Annotated in this window: 12 protein-coding genes; 3 read left to right on the forward strand and 9 right to left on the reverse strand. The window is 26.0% G+C overall.

The annotated features are described in order from the left end of the window. Positions 1–22 precede the first annotated feature (22 nt). Both HMPREF1092_RS07140 and gshAB read right to left on the reverse strand, forming a co-directional pair. Entirely contained in the window at positions 23–913 is an 891-nt protein-coding gene (locus HMPREF1092_RS07140) for a CehA/McbA family metallohydrolase domain-containing protein (protein WP_002597974.1), read from the reverse strand. An 18-nt stretch (positions 914–931) separates the two neighbouring features. Further along, entirely contained in the window at positions 932–3,259 is a 2,328-nt protein-coding gene (gene gshAB, locus HMPREF1092_RS07145) for a bifunctional glutamate--cysteine ligase GshA/glutathione synthetase GshB (RefSeq protein WP_002597975.1), read from the reverse strand. Positions 3,260–3,529: 270 nt separating this feature from the next. Between gshAB and HMPREF1092_RS07150 the strand changes: the two genes are divergently transcribed. Beyond that, entirely contained in the window at positions 3,530–4,573 is a 1,044-nt protein-coding gene (locus HMPREF1092_RS07150; protein WP_002597976.1) for a hypothetical protein, read from the forward strand. A 36-nt stretch (positions 4,574–4,609) separates the two neighbouring features. Here HMPREF1092_RS07150 and HMPREF1092_RS07155 read toward each other — a convergent pair whose 3' ends face one another. Next, positions 4,610–5,398: a MerR family transcriptional regulator gene (locus tag HMPREF1092_RS07155; RefSeq protein WP_002597977.1), complete on the reverse strand. Its 789-nt coding sequence runs from the start codon at positions 5,396–5,398 to the stop codon at positions 4,610–4,612. An 86-nt stretch (positions 5,399–5,484) separates the two neighbouring features. Here HMPREF1092_RS07155 and HMPREF1092_RS07160 point away from each other — a divergent pair, with 86 nt between their 5' ends. After that, complete coding sequence (locus HMPREF1092_RS07160; protein ID WP_002597978.1) at positions 5,485–6,810, forward strand: MATE family efflux transporter; 1,326 nt, start codon at positions 5,485–5,487, stop codon at positions 6,808–6,810. 41 nt (positions 6,811–6,851) lie between these two features. Here HMPREF1092_RS07160 and HMPREF1092_RS07165 read toward each other — a convergent pair whose 3' ends face one another. Then, positions 6,852–9,383, reverse strand: a complete 2,532-nt coding sequence (locus HMPREF1092_RS07165) for a calcium-translocating P-type ATPase, SERCA-type (RefSeq protein WP_144054955.1) — start codon at positions 9,381–9,383, stop codon at positions 6,852–6,854. Positions 9,384–9,551: 168 nt separating this feature from the next. On the opposite strand from HMPREF1092_RS07165, the gene HMPREF1092_RS07170 reads away from it, so the two are divergent. Further along, positions 9,552–11,192, forward strand: a complete 1,641-nt coding sequence (locus HMPREF1092_RS07170) for a putative manganese-dependent inorganic diphosphatase (protein ID WP_002597980.1) — start codon at positions 9,552–9,554, stop codon at positions 11,190–11,192. Positions 11,193–11,236: 44 nt separating this feature from the next. Here the strand turns inward: HMPREF1092_RS07170 and HMPREF1092_RS07175 are convergent, their stop codons facing one another. The 5 genes from HMPREF1092_RS07175 to HMPREF1092_RS07195 form a co-directional block, all read right to left on the reverse strand. Further along, positions 11,237–12,010: a flagellar hook-basal body complex protein gene (locus HMPREF1092_RS07175; RefSeq protein WP_002597981.1), complete on the reverse strand. Its 774-nt coding sequence runs from the start codon at positions 12,008–12,010 to the stop codon at positions 11,237–11,239. Between the two features lie 13 nt (positions 12,011–12,023). Continuing rightward, positions 12,024–12,794, reverse strand: coding sequence for a flagellar hook-basal body complex protein (locus HMPREF1092_RS07180; RefSeq protein ID WP_002597982.1), 771 nt, complete (start codon positions 12,792–12,794; stop codon positions 12,024–12,026). Positions 12,795–12,990: 196 nt separating this feature from the next. After that, complete coding sequence (locus tag HMPREF1092_RS07185) at positions 12,991–13,476, reverse strand: hypothetical protein (RefSeq protein ID WP_002597983.1); 486 nt, start codon at positions 13,474–13,476, stop codon at positions 12,991–12,993. A gap of 15 nt (positions 13,477–13,491) precedes the next feature. Further along, entirely contained in the window at positions 13,492–14,223 is a 732-nt protein-coding gene (locus HMPREF1092_RS07190) for a FliA/WhiG family RNA polymerase sigma factor (RefSeq protein ID WP_002597984.1), read from the reverse strand. Positions 14,224–14,239: 16 nt separating this feature from the next. Beyond that, positions 14,240–14,848 carry a flagellar brake protein gene (locus HMPREF1092_RS07195; RefSeq protein WP_002597985.1) on the reverse strand — a complete coding sequence of 203 codons (609 nt, stop codon included), beginning with the start codon at positions 14,846–14,848 and terminating at the stop codon, positions 14,240–14,242. Positions 14,849–14,859 lie beyond the last annotated feature (11 nt).

A 14,859-nucleotide genomic window follows, 5' to 3' on the forward strand; every position in this document is an offset into this window, starting at 1 on the left:
TTAAATTAATAATTAAAATTAATTATTTTTCTATAAAAAATGGTTGAAGCCATGCTCTACATCCATCTTCTCTATAAACTTCTACTCTAACATAGCCTTCATCACCTTTTACTCTGTAAAACCCTTTAATTCCTTTTTCTTCTTTTAAAACTCGTCCATCTTTACCTATAAATTTAAAATAAACGTAAGGCACTCTATCGTCACCTTTTTCTACTGAAATGATATCATTATAAACTTCTATATTTTTTACTTTTACTCCAAAAGATGCATAAAAACTTCCTCTTCTTATTCCATTCATAATAGAATCTATTGTTTTTTCTTCTGCTAATACATAATTACATCCTCCACCAACTCTAGAAAATATATGCATATCATCATTAGCAAAACCATAAACTTTTCTTCCATTAGATAAAAGTTCATCCCAAACATCAGATGCAACAGCTATTCCTTTGCAATCCATTCTAACATTATTATTGAATACTTCTATTCCTACATAGCCTTCTAATTTCATTAATTCTTCAGTTGTCCAATAATCTAATGCCCCTAAATGTGGATGACAAATTATATTTATTCCACCTTGTTTTTTTACCTTTTTAAAAAGCTCATTATGATTTGTATAATCTTTTCCATCATCATCATATTCTTTAACATTTATACCTAAAGTTTGTTTTTCCTTTATCTTATATTCTACTCCAGGTATTAATAACATATCAGTTTTATCTTTTAAATAGCTTAAATCAGTTATCATACAATGATCTGTTATACTTAAAAAATCATATTCTACTTTATAAAAAGTATACATATCTATTATTTTTTCTAAATCATAATGACCGCATGGACTATTTTCTGAATGAGTATGAAGATTACCTTTAAAAAAGGTTCCTTCATACTTATATGGGTTAATTATTTTCATCTTTTGTTCACCTTCTAGTTATTCTATTTCTGGGAATAAAAGTTTTATTACCTTTTCACCAGCTTTTCTATTTTCTCCTTTATATGGGAAGCAATGAATATGAATAGCCGGATTAAAGTTTATCTCTATTATTCCATAGTTATCTCCATTTTCTTCTTCATATATATTTTTTATCATCATATCAACACCAGTTATTTTAGCTCTTGCAGCTTTTGCACATTTTATTGCAACTTCTTTATAACTAGTATGAATCTCATCTGTAAAATCTACACTATCTCCACCAGTGCTTATATTAGAGTTTTCTCTTAAATAAACAATTTCATCTTTTTTAGGAATATAATCAAAATCTAATCCATTATTTTTTAAGAACATTTCTTCACTTTCACCAAGTCTTATTTTTTCAAGAGGTGTCTTATATCCTTTTCCTCTTAATGGATCTTTATTTTTTTCTTTTACAAGTTCTCTTATATTAGATTTTCCATCACCTTTAACATTTGCAGGAACTCTATGAAGTATTCCTACCACCTCATCATTAATAACTAAAAATCTATATTCTTTTCCTTCTATAAACTCTTCTATTAAAACAGAATTATCTTCTTTAAAAGCTAACTCTAGTGCTTTTTTATATTCTTCTTCTGTTGGAGGATTCTTAAATATAGTTATTCCTATTCCAAAATTTGTTGTTTTTGGTTTTATAACTATCTTTCTTCCTTTATATTTTGAAAAATCTTTAATAGCCTTACCTATAAAAGTATAATCATTTCCTAATGGAACTCTTATATTTTCTTTTTCTAAAACTTTTTTAGAAACAAGTTTATTTTCCATTATAAGAGCTGTTATATAATTATCTTTACTTGTCTTTGTTGCTTGTTTTACATATTCAATTTTACCATTAAACTTTAATGCAATAAAGTTTTCTTCTCTATCTAAAATTTCAAATTCTATTCCATGTTTTAAAGCTTCTATTATTAATATTTGTGTTGAAAGTTCTAAATCTTCGTATCCAACTAATTTAAAAGCATTTCTCTCACTTTCTTTTCTATTTTCTATAGCTATTTTTGTATAATAATCTATATAGTTACATTCTTTTATACCTTGAATAAGTCTACTTGCAATAGTTGCATTACTATCTTCAAATCTTAATCTAGATTTTTTAAGTATTCTTGAGAAAATTTCTTCATATTCAGTATTATCAAATGCTATTGTTTTTATTTTTTCCATTTCCTCTATTATTTTAAGTCCTGCTTCTTTAACAGTAGTTTCTTTTCCATTTATTATTAAAGTGCTTTCCTCACTATTTTTAATAGCTCTATTATCATTTTCTATACATTCATTATGAACTTCTAAAGTATATTTTTCATCTTCTTTAAAAAGACAGAAAAGTGTATATAAATGTATTAAATATAGAGAATTTTTTGATATTCCAAATTTAGTAGTTGGGTCTAAATCAAGAAGTCTAATTTCTATGTATCTAACTCCATTTTCCTCTAAATTATCAAGCATATCTCCCGCTTCTTTTGATTTAAATCTAATTGAACTATAATATTCTTTCGCTTGTTGAATGCACTTATCATTTATAAGTTTTCTTATATCCTTTATGTATTCTTCTAAAGAATTATATGAAACAAAAAAGTCTTCTTCATTTCTATATCCGCATCTACTGTTTCTTAATGATCCTACTCCTTTAAAGTAAAAATCGTCACCATTTAAATTTTCACTAGAGTTTCTACACTTCTCTACATAACTCTTATGAAAAACTGGACTTGCACCAGTTAAATAGTTTAAGAACCACTTATACTTCAAAAAGTTCCTTCCTATTTTAAAATATAAGTCATTTTTAAATTCTCTAATAGATTCTTTTCTGTCTTGTAATTTATATAATTTTTCTATAAATTCATCTCTAAATGAAAAATTATAATGTACTCCACTTACAAGTTGTCTTTTCTTACCATATTTCTTAACTAAATTTTCTCTATATTTTTTTGCTTTTTCATCTTTTAGTTCTGCCACTTTAATTTTCTCTTCGCAATCTGGAAGTGCTGGTGGGTTACTTTGTGGCCATAAATATTCATCTTCTAATTCTAAAGAAGCTATATTATTTAAATTTTCCATGAAATTATATGCTTCATCTATTGAGGGACATATTGGAGTAACCATTTCCATTTGACTTTCAGCAAAATCTCTTTTTATAAAAGGATTATCTTCTTTAAAAACTTTTGGATGACTCTTTAAAGAAATCTCTCCATTTTTAGTTACTCTTATATTTTCTTTTTCTAAACCATAATTACATTCTATTAGTCCATCTAAAATAGAACTTTCTGCTATTTTATTTAATAAATCTATCATTATAAAAATCCTTTCTTCTTCCCTATACCTATTATTAACTTCTACTTCTATTATTATAAAGTTTCATTTATAAATTTATATTACACATTATATCATAATATTTTTAAATAAAAATAAATGCTTATAGTATATTATCCCTTTTAATTCTAATATAATATTTTTCATATATCCTTAATATCAATTTAATAATTAATTCATTATTTGTTCATTTTATTTCATTTTTATGCTAAAATTTAATTAAATTCAATTTTTTGTAAAGGGGGTATTTATATGAATCTGAATTATACATTAACTAAAGAAGAATTTAGGGATATTTGTAAATTCCAAGAGCTTGATATTATTAAACCTATTAAATTAATTACTTGTATTCAGTCAACCTTTTTATTATTATTACTTATAATTTCTACTAAACTAATTGATATTAATTTAAATTATTCTTTTCTTTTAACACTTATTATATTTACTATTATTAGCATTTATATTAATTTAGAAAAAATAAGAAAAATAATTTCAAATAAAAGTAATTATAAAAGCAAAAAATATACCAACTTTTCTAATGCTGATATATTTGATAAAAAATTAATAATTAATTCTGATTCCGTAATACTATCTTCTAAAATTTCAACTACACAAATATTCTTAAACTCAATAAAAAAAGTGAAAATAAAAGATGATTATATAGTTTTAAATAAAATATATATTCCTACTCGTTTGTTTGATACTGAAGAATCATTAAGACATTTTATAGATTTTTTAAATGATTCTATAGATAACTCTAAAGCTAACTTAAGTTTTGATTTAAATAATCCTGAATATGTTGCAACTTTACAAATGTATCTACCTCATAAAATATATTTTCATCTTCATATCACTAGAATTATAATTTCAATCGCTATTTATTTCTTTATTGTTATATGTTTAATTTTAGACCTATTAAAAAATTATTACATAGACTCCACTCTAATATTTTGTGTAATTTTATATTTTGTTGTCTTTTTAATATTTACTATTTATTTTTTACTATTGATAAAAAAATTAAGAAGTGAAAAATATTTTTTTAATTGTCCAAAATTAAAGAAAACACCTTATATACAAACTAAATATAGAACTTATATAAAAGGTGACTATATATATTTTGTAGAATCTAAAAAAGGACAAGATATTAGTATTCAAAAAATTCATATTTATACTTACTCTCAAATAGAAGAAAAAGGAAATTTATTATCATTAAATGATTCCGCTTTATTTATACACAAAAATAGCTTTGAATCTGTGGAAGATAAGAATAAATTTATAGAATTTTTTAATAAATAAAAGGCTGCCTTTTAGGCAACCTTTTATATTTTTAAGTTATTTTATTTTTATAGAAATTCTAGTTAAATAATCCTGTTCATCTTTAACAGCAAAAAAATCTAATAAACTATCTTCATAGCTACAACTATCTATTGTATAGTTATTCTTTTTTATAAAATCTAAAAGCTTTTTATAAGACCTTCCTGTCTCTTCATATGGTCCTTTATGATTTATACAAGCATATATTCCTTTTTCTTTTTTATAATTTCCTTTATCTGTTTTTAAGTACATTTTGTCTATGTTTAAGAAATCTTCATTTTCCAATTCTTCAACATCTAATGTAGTACCTATAGAATAACCTCTATCTATATTTTTTTCAGAACAATAATTTATAAATTGTATGAACTCTTCCATATCTTCGCTATTTTTTACATTCTTTATATAAAGCTCTTCTTCTTCAAATTCTTTTAAATATGGCTCATTATTTTTTTCCTCTTCAATACCTTTTTCAGTTATTTCAATTTTAGATTCTATCTTTTGCTTTATATCATCTAATATTTTTAATTTTTCTATGACTCTTTCTTTTTCTTTATCTAAAATATTTAAATATTCTTTTGGATTTCTGTCTCTTAAATATTCTTTTATTTCATCTATTGAAACACCTAACTCTCTAAATGCTTTTAATATATTAAAAGTTTCATATTGATTTATATTGTAATATCTATATCCATTTTCCCCTATTTTCTCTGGAGAAAATACACCTGCATTATGATAATATATTAATGTTTTTCTATTTACATTGCATATTTTCCCAAATTCACTTATACTTAAATATTTTTTTCTCATAAAAGTTCTCCTTTTCCTCTTGACTGTATATCTACTATACACTTTATAATTGCTATAAGAATAACAAATGTTAGGGGATATTTCAAATGGAAACTACTTTTTCGAAAAAATTTAATTTTTTTCAATTTTTAAAATTCGTACTGCCCGCTATAGCATCAATGGTATTTTTATCTTTATATACAATAATTGATGGAATTTTTGTCTCAAACTTAGTTGGGGCTGATGCTTTAGCTAGTATAAATATAATTCTTCCACTTACAAGTTTTATTTGGGGTATATCAATTATGTTTGGTACTGGTGGCGGTGCTATAATTTCTAAATTTCTTGGAGAAGAAAATTTAAAAGAAGCAAGTGAATCAATGTCTCTTTTTACTTTCTTCCCAGTTTTACTCGGTGTAATTTTTGGTGCTTTAAGCTTTATTTTTATAGAAGATTTATCTTATTCTTTAGGAGCTACAAATAATCTTATATCTTATTGCATACCTTATGGTTCTATAATTTGTATTTTTACACCTATATTTATTTTTAAGACTATTTTAGAATTTTATATAAGATCTGATGGTAATTTTTCTTTTAGTTTATTTCTTTCTATAATCGGTGGAGTTATAAATATTATTTTAGATTATGTTTTTATAAAAATTCTAGGTTTTGGTATATCGGGTGCAGCTTTAGCTACTGGCCTTGGAGTACTTTTTTCAACTCTATGTGGAATTGGTTATTTTTTATCTAAAAAATCTACTCTTAAATTTAAAAAATTTAAATTTGACTTTAAAAGATTATATGAAGCTATGTTAAATGGATCATCACAAATGGTTACAGAATTATCTACTGGAATAACTACATTTTTATTTAATCTTTTAGCACTTAAATATGCTGGTGAAACTGGTGTTGCTGCATTAACTATAGTACTTTATGCACAATTTTTCCTTGTATCAACTTATCTTGGGTTTGCTACTGGAATTTCACCTTTATTTAGCTATAATTTTGGAGCACAAAATTATCCTAAATTAAAAGAAACTTTTAAACATTCAATTAAATTCTTAGCCTTATCGTCAGTTTTAATATTTATACTTTCAATAGTATTTTCTAAAAATCTTATAGGGATATTTGTTTCTAGTGATAATGAAGTTTTTTCTATTGCTTTAACTGGACTTTTAATATTCTCTTTATCGTTTTTAGTAATGGGATTTAACGTATTTGCCTCTGGACTTTTTACTTCATTCGGTAGTGGAATAATTTCTTCTATTATTTCATTTTCAAGAGCTTTTGCATTTATATTAATTGGTGCTGCTTTCTTACCAAACCTTTTTGATTTAAATGGTGTTTGGCTTATAGTTCCTTTTGCTGAAATTTTAACTTTAGCTTTATCATTTTATTTAATAAAAAAATATAAACCTAAATATAATTATTAAATAAAAAAACTTCACCTAAATTTATAGGTGAAGTTTTTATTTTACTTCTTTATAAGCAAATATACACTATTTATAAGTGCTATTGTACCTGAGAATACTAATACTATTGTCCAATGTTTGAACATAAGTGGTACTGTATGGAATATTCCTTGTAAAAATGGAATGTATAATATAGAGCAAAGCATTAATATAGATACTAAAACTGCTCCTACAAGATATGGATTAGTAAATAATTTTATTTCAAATATAGAATGTCTTTCTGAACGACATTCAAATACATGGAAAAGCTGAGACATTACAAGTGTTGAAAGTGCTATTGTTCTACATGTATCTAAATTCATTCTAAAATATCTTCCAACCATAAATGAAAGCAAAGTACATACTCCTATAAGACTTCCTCTAACTAATATTTTTTCTGTTAATCCTCTTGCAAATATACCTTCTTTTTTATCTCTTGGATTTTGTCTCATTATATCATTATCAGCTGGATCAACTCCAAGTGCTATTGCTGGTAATCCATCTGTAGCAAGATTTACAAAAAGTATTTGTATAGGTGTCATTGGATTTGGAAGTGTAAAAAGTGAAGCTAAAAACATAGTTAAAACTTCTCCTAAGTTACAAGATAGAAGATATCTTATAAATTTTCTTATATTATCATAAATATTTCTACCCTCTTCTACTGCATCAACTATTGTACTAAAATTATCATCCATAAGAATCATAGAAGAAGCCTCTTTTGTTACATCTGTTCCTGAAATCCCCATAGAAATTCCTATATCAGCTTCTTTTATTGCCGGTGCATCATTTACTCCATCTCCAGTCATAGCAACTATATTTCCACGACTTTTAAAAGCTTTTACTATTCTAAGTTTATGATTTGGAGAAACTCTCGCAAAAACTCTTACATTTTTTACTTTATCTCTAAGTTCCTTTTCTGTTAATTTTTCTATGTCACTTCCTTCTAAAACTTGATCATCACTTTTACATATATTTAATGATTTAGCTATAGCAAGTGCTGTATTTTTATGGTCACCTGTTATCATAACTGGTGTTATTCCAGCAAGTTTACATTTTATAACTGAATCTCTTGCTTCTTTTCTTGGTGGATCAATACTACCTACAAAACCAACAAAAATTAAATTTTCTTCTACTTTTTCATCTCTTCTAATCCCATCTTCTCTATAAGCTCCTGCTAAACATCTAAGAGCTCTAGAAGACATAACATCAAGAGATTTTTCTATACTTTGTTTCTTTTGATGAGTTAACTCCTTTACTCTTCCATCTTCAAATATATATTTACATTTTTGAAGAACTCTCTCTGGAGCTCCTTTTACATAACAAGTTTCTTTATCTCCTTCTTTAACTATTACAGACATCATTTTTCTTGTAGAATCAAAAGGTATTTCATAAACTCTTTTTACTTTATTATTGAAAGAAATTGCTTCATTAGAATCTTTAAAAAACATTCTTATAAGTGCTGTTTCAGTAGGATCTCCATGAAGAGCACTTTCAATTTTTTTATTTTTACTATCTATTGTACAATCATTACAATAAACAAGAACCTTTCTTAACTTTTCTATTCCTTTAATTTTACTTATGTCTTCTTTTTCTATTTCAAATATTTTTCCATTTAAATATGTTTCTTTTACAGTCATTTTATTTTGAGTTAATGTTCCTGTCTTATCTGAACATATTACAGAAGTACAACCTAAAGTTTCAACAGCTGGAAGTTTTCTTACAAGGGCATTTTTCTTAAGCATTCTTGAAACTCCAAGAGCTAATGCAACTGTAACTATAGCTGCAAGCCCTTCTGGTATAGCTGCTACAGCAAGAGAAACTCCAAGTAAAAACATTTCGCCTATTTCATTTCCTCTAAATATACCTAAAATTGTTACTACCGCACATATTATTAAGCAAAGAATAACTAATATTTTTCCTAAAGATTCTAATTTTATCTTTAATGGTGATTTATCCTCATCAATATTTTGAAGAAGATTTGCTATTTTTCCCATTTCAGTGTTCATTCCTACTGATATAACTTTAAACAAAGATTTTCCTTTCAGAATATTAGTACCCATATATCCTAAATTTTTTCCTTTTTTATCTTCTTTGTTTACTCCAACAGATTCACCAGTTAAAAGAGATTCATCAACAACTATTCCTGAACACTCATAAAATTCTCCATCAGCTGGGACTCTATCTCCTGCTTCTAAAATAACTACATCACCTATAGTTAATTCAGCTGATTGAATAACTTTTATTTTTCCATCTCTATAAACTTTACAAGTAGGGGCTGCTAAATCTTTTAGTGCCTCTAAAGATTTTTCTGTTTTAAATTCTTGAACAAATCCTAAAATTGCATTTACTAAAACTATAATAAGTATAGTTATTGCATCTGCAACATCTCCCATAAGTCCTGAAATTACTGTTGCTCCTATAAGCACCCAAACCATAAAATCATTAAATTGAGATAAAAATACTTTTATTAAAGATGCTTTTCTTTTTTCTGATAGTTGATTTAGACCAAACTTTTTTAGTCTTTTTTGGGCTTCTGATGTAGATAATCCTACCATAGAATTTTTCTCTCCTACCACTTTACTCTCCTCCTTTTTCTACCCTCTACTATATGTATATTTAAAAGAAGAAAACTTATGAAGACTTTCTCTACATCTTTTCTTTACAAATTTCGATTAAGGTTTTACAATTAGAGTAGAAATTTTATATTTTAAGGAGGAAAATAGATGAGAAACGTAATTTACGTAACTGGTCACAAAAATCCTGATTCTGATTCAATTTGTGCTGCTTACTCATATGCAGACTTAAAAAATAGAATTGGCGATGTTCCAGCCATTCCAGTTAGATTAGGAAATGTTAATCCAGAAACTCAATTTATATTAGATTATTTTGGGGTAAATGCACCTCAATTATTAGATACAGTTAAACTTAAAGTTGAAGATTTAAAAATTGATAATATAAGCCCTGTATCACCAGAAATTTCATTAAAAATGGCTTGGAATATAATGAAAGATAAAAATATCAAATCAATTCCAGTAGCTGATGGAAATGAACATTTAGTAGGGGTTTTATCTCTTTCAAACTTAACTTCTTCATATATGGATATTTGGGATAATCAAATATTAGCTAAAAGCTGTACTTCAATAGAAAATATAATTGATACACTTTCAGCTAAAGCTATAACTATAAATGAAGAAAATAAAATCTTCAAAGGTAAAATTTGTGTTGCTGCAATGCAACCTAATTCAATGAAAGAACATATAGATGCTGAAGATATTGCAATTGTTGGAGATAGACCAGACGTTCAAGAAAATCTTATAAACGTTGGTGTATCATTAATGATTATCACAGGGTCAAATGCTTTATCAAATGAATTAGTTGAAAAAGCTAAAGCTAAAGGAGTTACTGTTATTTCAACTCCTCATGATTCATTTACAGCTTCAAGACTTATAATACAAAGTATTCCAGTAGGATTTGTAATGGCTAAAGAAAATTTAGTTTCATTTACTACTGATGACTTAGTTGAAGAAGTTAAAGAATCTATGCTTGAAACAAGATACAGCAGCTATCCTGTAACTGATCCAGATGGAAGAGTTATTGGTACAATTTCAAGATATCATTTAATTTCAAACTTCAAAAAGAAAGTTATTCAAGTTGACCATAATGAAAGAGGTCAATCTGTAGATGGACTTGAAGAAGCAGAAGTTCTTGAAATAATTGACCACCATAGAGTTGCTGATATCCAAACAAATAATCCAATTTATTTTAGAAATGAACCAATTGGAAGTACATCTTCAATAGTTGCTAAATGCTTCTTTGAAAATGGTATCAGACCTTCAAGAGAAGTTGCTGGTCTTTTATGTGGGGCTATTATTTCAGATACTTTATTATTTAAGAGCCCAACTTGTACACCACAAGACAAGCACATATGCCAAAAACTTGCTGATATAGCTGGTGTAAATATAGAAGATTTTGGTACTGCTCTTCTTAAAGCAGGAACATCTTTAAAAGGTAAAACTGTTGAGCAAATATTCAACCAAGACTTTAAACCTTTCTCAATGGGTGATATAAAAGTTGGTATTGCTCAAGTTAATACTATGGATATTGATGGATTCATGCCTTTAAAAGAAGAAATGCTAAATTACATGAATAAAAAAGCTCAAGATAATGGATTCCATACAGTAGTGTTATTATTAACTGATGTATTAAATGAAGGTTCACAAATCTTAGTAGCTGGGGAAAGATCTGATTTAGTTGAAAAAGCATTTAATGTTAAGCTTGAAGCTTCAACTGCTTTCTTACCTGGAGTTCTTTCAAGAAAGAAACAAGTAGTTCCACCATTAACTAATACAGCAATGGGAAACTAATTAATAATAATAATAAGAGATAGAAAAATTTCTATCTCTTTTTTTTATCTTCCACGCATATTATTAATCATTCCCCACATTTCATCTGCTGTAGTTAAGCTTTTTGAACTCAATTGAAATGCTCTTTGTGTTACTATCATATCTGTAAATTCTTGTGCAATATCTACATTAGATCCTTCTAAAACTCCTTGATAAATATCACAATCTCTAGTTCTATAAACATTAGCTGAATCCACTGGTAAATATAAATTTTCTCCTATAGATTTAAAAGATTCATCACCTATTGCAATGTATGTTGGAATTTCAGCAACTTTATTAAACTTTCCTTCTTCTTTTAAGAAAACACTTCCTTCTTTATCTATTAAGAAATTATTTGTAGTAAATTTAGTATTTACTTCATTTCTACCATTTATATATTCTAAATAAACTTTATTTCCTCTTCCATCTACAAGTCTTCCATTTCCATCAATTGAAAAGCTACCATCTCTTGTATATGCACTAGATCCATCTTTAGCAATAATTTTAAAGAAACCTTGTCCATCTATTGACAAATCTGTTCCTCTTAAAGTCTCTAATAAATTTCCTTGGCCATTATCTCTATACCATTCTGAAGTTTTAACTCCAGTTCCCATATTAGCATTCTTGTTATTAATAGGATATCCTTTTCTATTTAAAGATTCATTTAATAAATCTTTAAAACCAACATCTACTTTCTTATATCCTATTGTATTTGAATTTGCTAAATTATTTGAAATTACATCTAATTTATTTTGATTTGCATTCATTCCACTTTTGCTTGTATAAAGGGTTCTTATCAAATTAAACTCCCTCCTATCTTATAGCCCCAATTTCACTTGCTGCTTTTCCTAAAGATTCATCTATCATTGAAACAAATTTTTGGTTTGTTTCAAAATTTCTCATAGTAGTTAGCATATTAACCATTTCATTTGTTATATTTACATTTGAAGTTTCAATAAATCCTTGATAAACAGTTACATTTGCATTATATATAGGATTTTTTCCTTTATAATAATTATCTCCAATTTTATCTAAAGTTGAATAATCTCTAAAATCTGCTGTTGCTAAATTATGAGTTTTTCTTCCACCTATATCTAAACTCCTATCTGAATGTAAAACAAATTTAGAATTACCAACAAATATTGGTTCTAAATTTCCTGTATTTCTATTAACTCCTAAAACATTATCTCCTGTAGTTGTTATTAAAAACCCATCATTATCAACTCTAAAGTTACCATCTCTAGTAAACAATCTTTCACTCCCTCTTTGTACAACAAAAAATCCTCTTCCATCTATGGCAAAATCTCCGGCTTTACTTGTTTCTTTAAAATTTCCTTGAGTAAATACTGTATTTACATTATCCATAGCCACCCCTAAAGATAATTTTCCTAATTTATTTTGTACATTTTGTCCACCAACTATTTTATCTTTATTTTGTATCATAACATCTTTAAAACTTTTAAATGATAACTCTTCACTCTTAAAACCATTTGTATTTGCATTTGCCATATTATTAGATATAACTGCTTGTTTATTTTCAAGAGAAATTAATCCTGAAACAGATGTATAAAGACTTCTTATCATTTTTTCTCATCCCCTTTAAAAAACACTTTACATTCAGATTCATAATGCATTCCAAGTGCTCTTGCTTTTTCTTCTATTTTCATTTCTTTAATATTTGAATTATTTTCATTAAAAACTCCAACTAAAACTCCTATTATTATTCCAATACCAATACCTAATAATACTTTTCTATCACTAAAAAAACTAAGTTTCTCTACTAATTTAATAAACCTCTTATTAATAAAACTTCCCCCTTACAAATATCTAAGCTTGTACATATTTCTTCATCTGTTAACCCATCTTCTATAAGTTTTTTTATTTTATCTTTTTTAGATTTATTTTCAAAATTTATTTCATTTATTACACTATCTTCTAACTCTTCTTTTATTTCATTTTTTTCCTTTTTTTCAATTTTATTATATCTTATATTTGTCAATTCTTCTATATTTTTATTTTTTTCTAACTCATTTATTTTAAACTTCAAATAAGAAACTTGATCTCTTAACTCTTGTATTTCTAATTGTAAATCTGTTAAACTTTCACCCATATTTTTTCTTATTTTAGCTATATCCAAATTTATATCAGAAAAATCTTTTTCTTTTTCATTTATAACCGATAAAAAATTATTTTTTTTATCATCTTTTAATTTATTTATATTTAAAGCTATAAGTGCTATTCCTATACATAAAAAGATTATTGTCATTTATTAAATACCTTTTTAAACCTTTATATCAAATTTATTTTTAATCGTACTCTTTAAATTTCTTAATGCTCTACTATGAATTTGACACACTCTAGATTCGGAAATATTTAAAATTTTTCCTATTTCTTTTAAAGTAAGTTCTTCATAATAATAGAGATTTAAAATTATTTTATCTTTTTCTTTTAGCTCATCTATGGACTCTTTCAAAATTTCTTCTAATTCATCATTTAAATATTCCTCTTCTGGTGTTTTACAATTTTTATCTTCTATCGTATTCATAACAGCCATTTCATCTTCATCTCCAAGTATAAGATTATCTAATGATACTACTGCCATTATGTTTATATATCCTTCAATTTGTAAAATCTCTTGAATGCTTATATTTAAATATTTACTTATTTCTTCTGTTGTAGGTTCTCTAAGTAATTTATTTTGAAGAAATTCTATTCCTTCATTATATGTTTTTAATTTATCCATAGCGCCCTTAGAAATTGGTCTATGTTTTCTTAATTCATCAATCATAGAACCTTTTATTCTTATAGAAGCATAAGACGAAAATTTCATTCCTTTTGTTTCATCATATCTATTAATAGCATCCATAAGACCAATCATTCCATACCCAACTAAATCATCATATTCAATTGTTTTATTTCTCCCTATAGAAACTCTCGAAGCTATATACTTTACAAGTGGTATATATTCCTCTACTATATGTTTCTTTACATCTATAGATTCTAAGGTTGCCATATTCTTTCACCTCTTTTTAAACTCTCTTTCTTTCCTTTACGATTATTGTAAATACCCTTTTTACAAGTTTATCCCTTTTACGCTCATCAATATTTTTAAACTCTACACCATATATTTTTTCTGTTTGTTCTACCCTAACTACTTCACCTAATACTGAAATTTTCTCTCTATTTTCTTCAATTTCTAATTGAATCTTTTCCCCAATATTAATATCATCTTTTAAGTAGACTTTCATTCCTCCACCACTTAAATCTAACATTATTCCATCTTTCCATTTAGCATCTTCTGAATTTAATTTATATTTTATAGATTCCAAAGTTTTTGCTCTAACAAAATTTCTTCTTTGAATTCTTTTTAAGTTAATTGGTCTAGTTAGCATGTACATATTTATATTGTTTTTATATCTCTTAATTACTGTACATAATCCACTATAATAGCATTCATTTTCTACTAAATATAAAATATCTATTTTTTGATTTTTACTTAAAAATAAATATTCATGCCCAGATACTGGAATATCTATACTTATAGTGTCTTCATTTTCATCTAAAACTCTACATTGATATTTCTTATTATCTTCTTCAATTTCTATTATTGTATTAAGTTTTATTTTGTCATTAACCATAATTCTCTCCT

The organism is Clostridium thermobutyricum, from assembly GCF_000371465.1.
GTDB classification, from domain to species: domain Bacteria; phylum Bacillota; class Clostridia; order Clostridiales; family Clostridiaceae; genus Clostridium; species Clostridium thermobutyricum.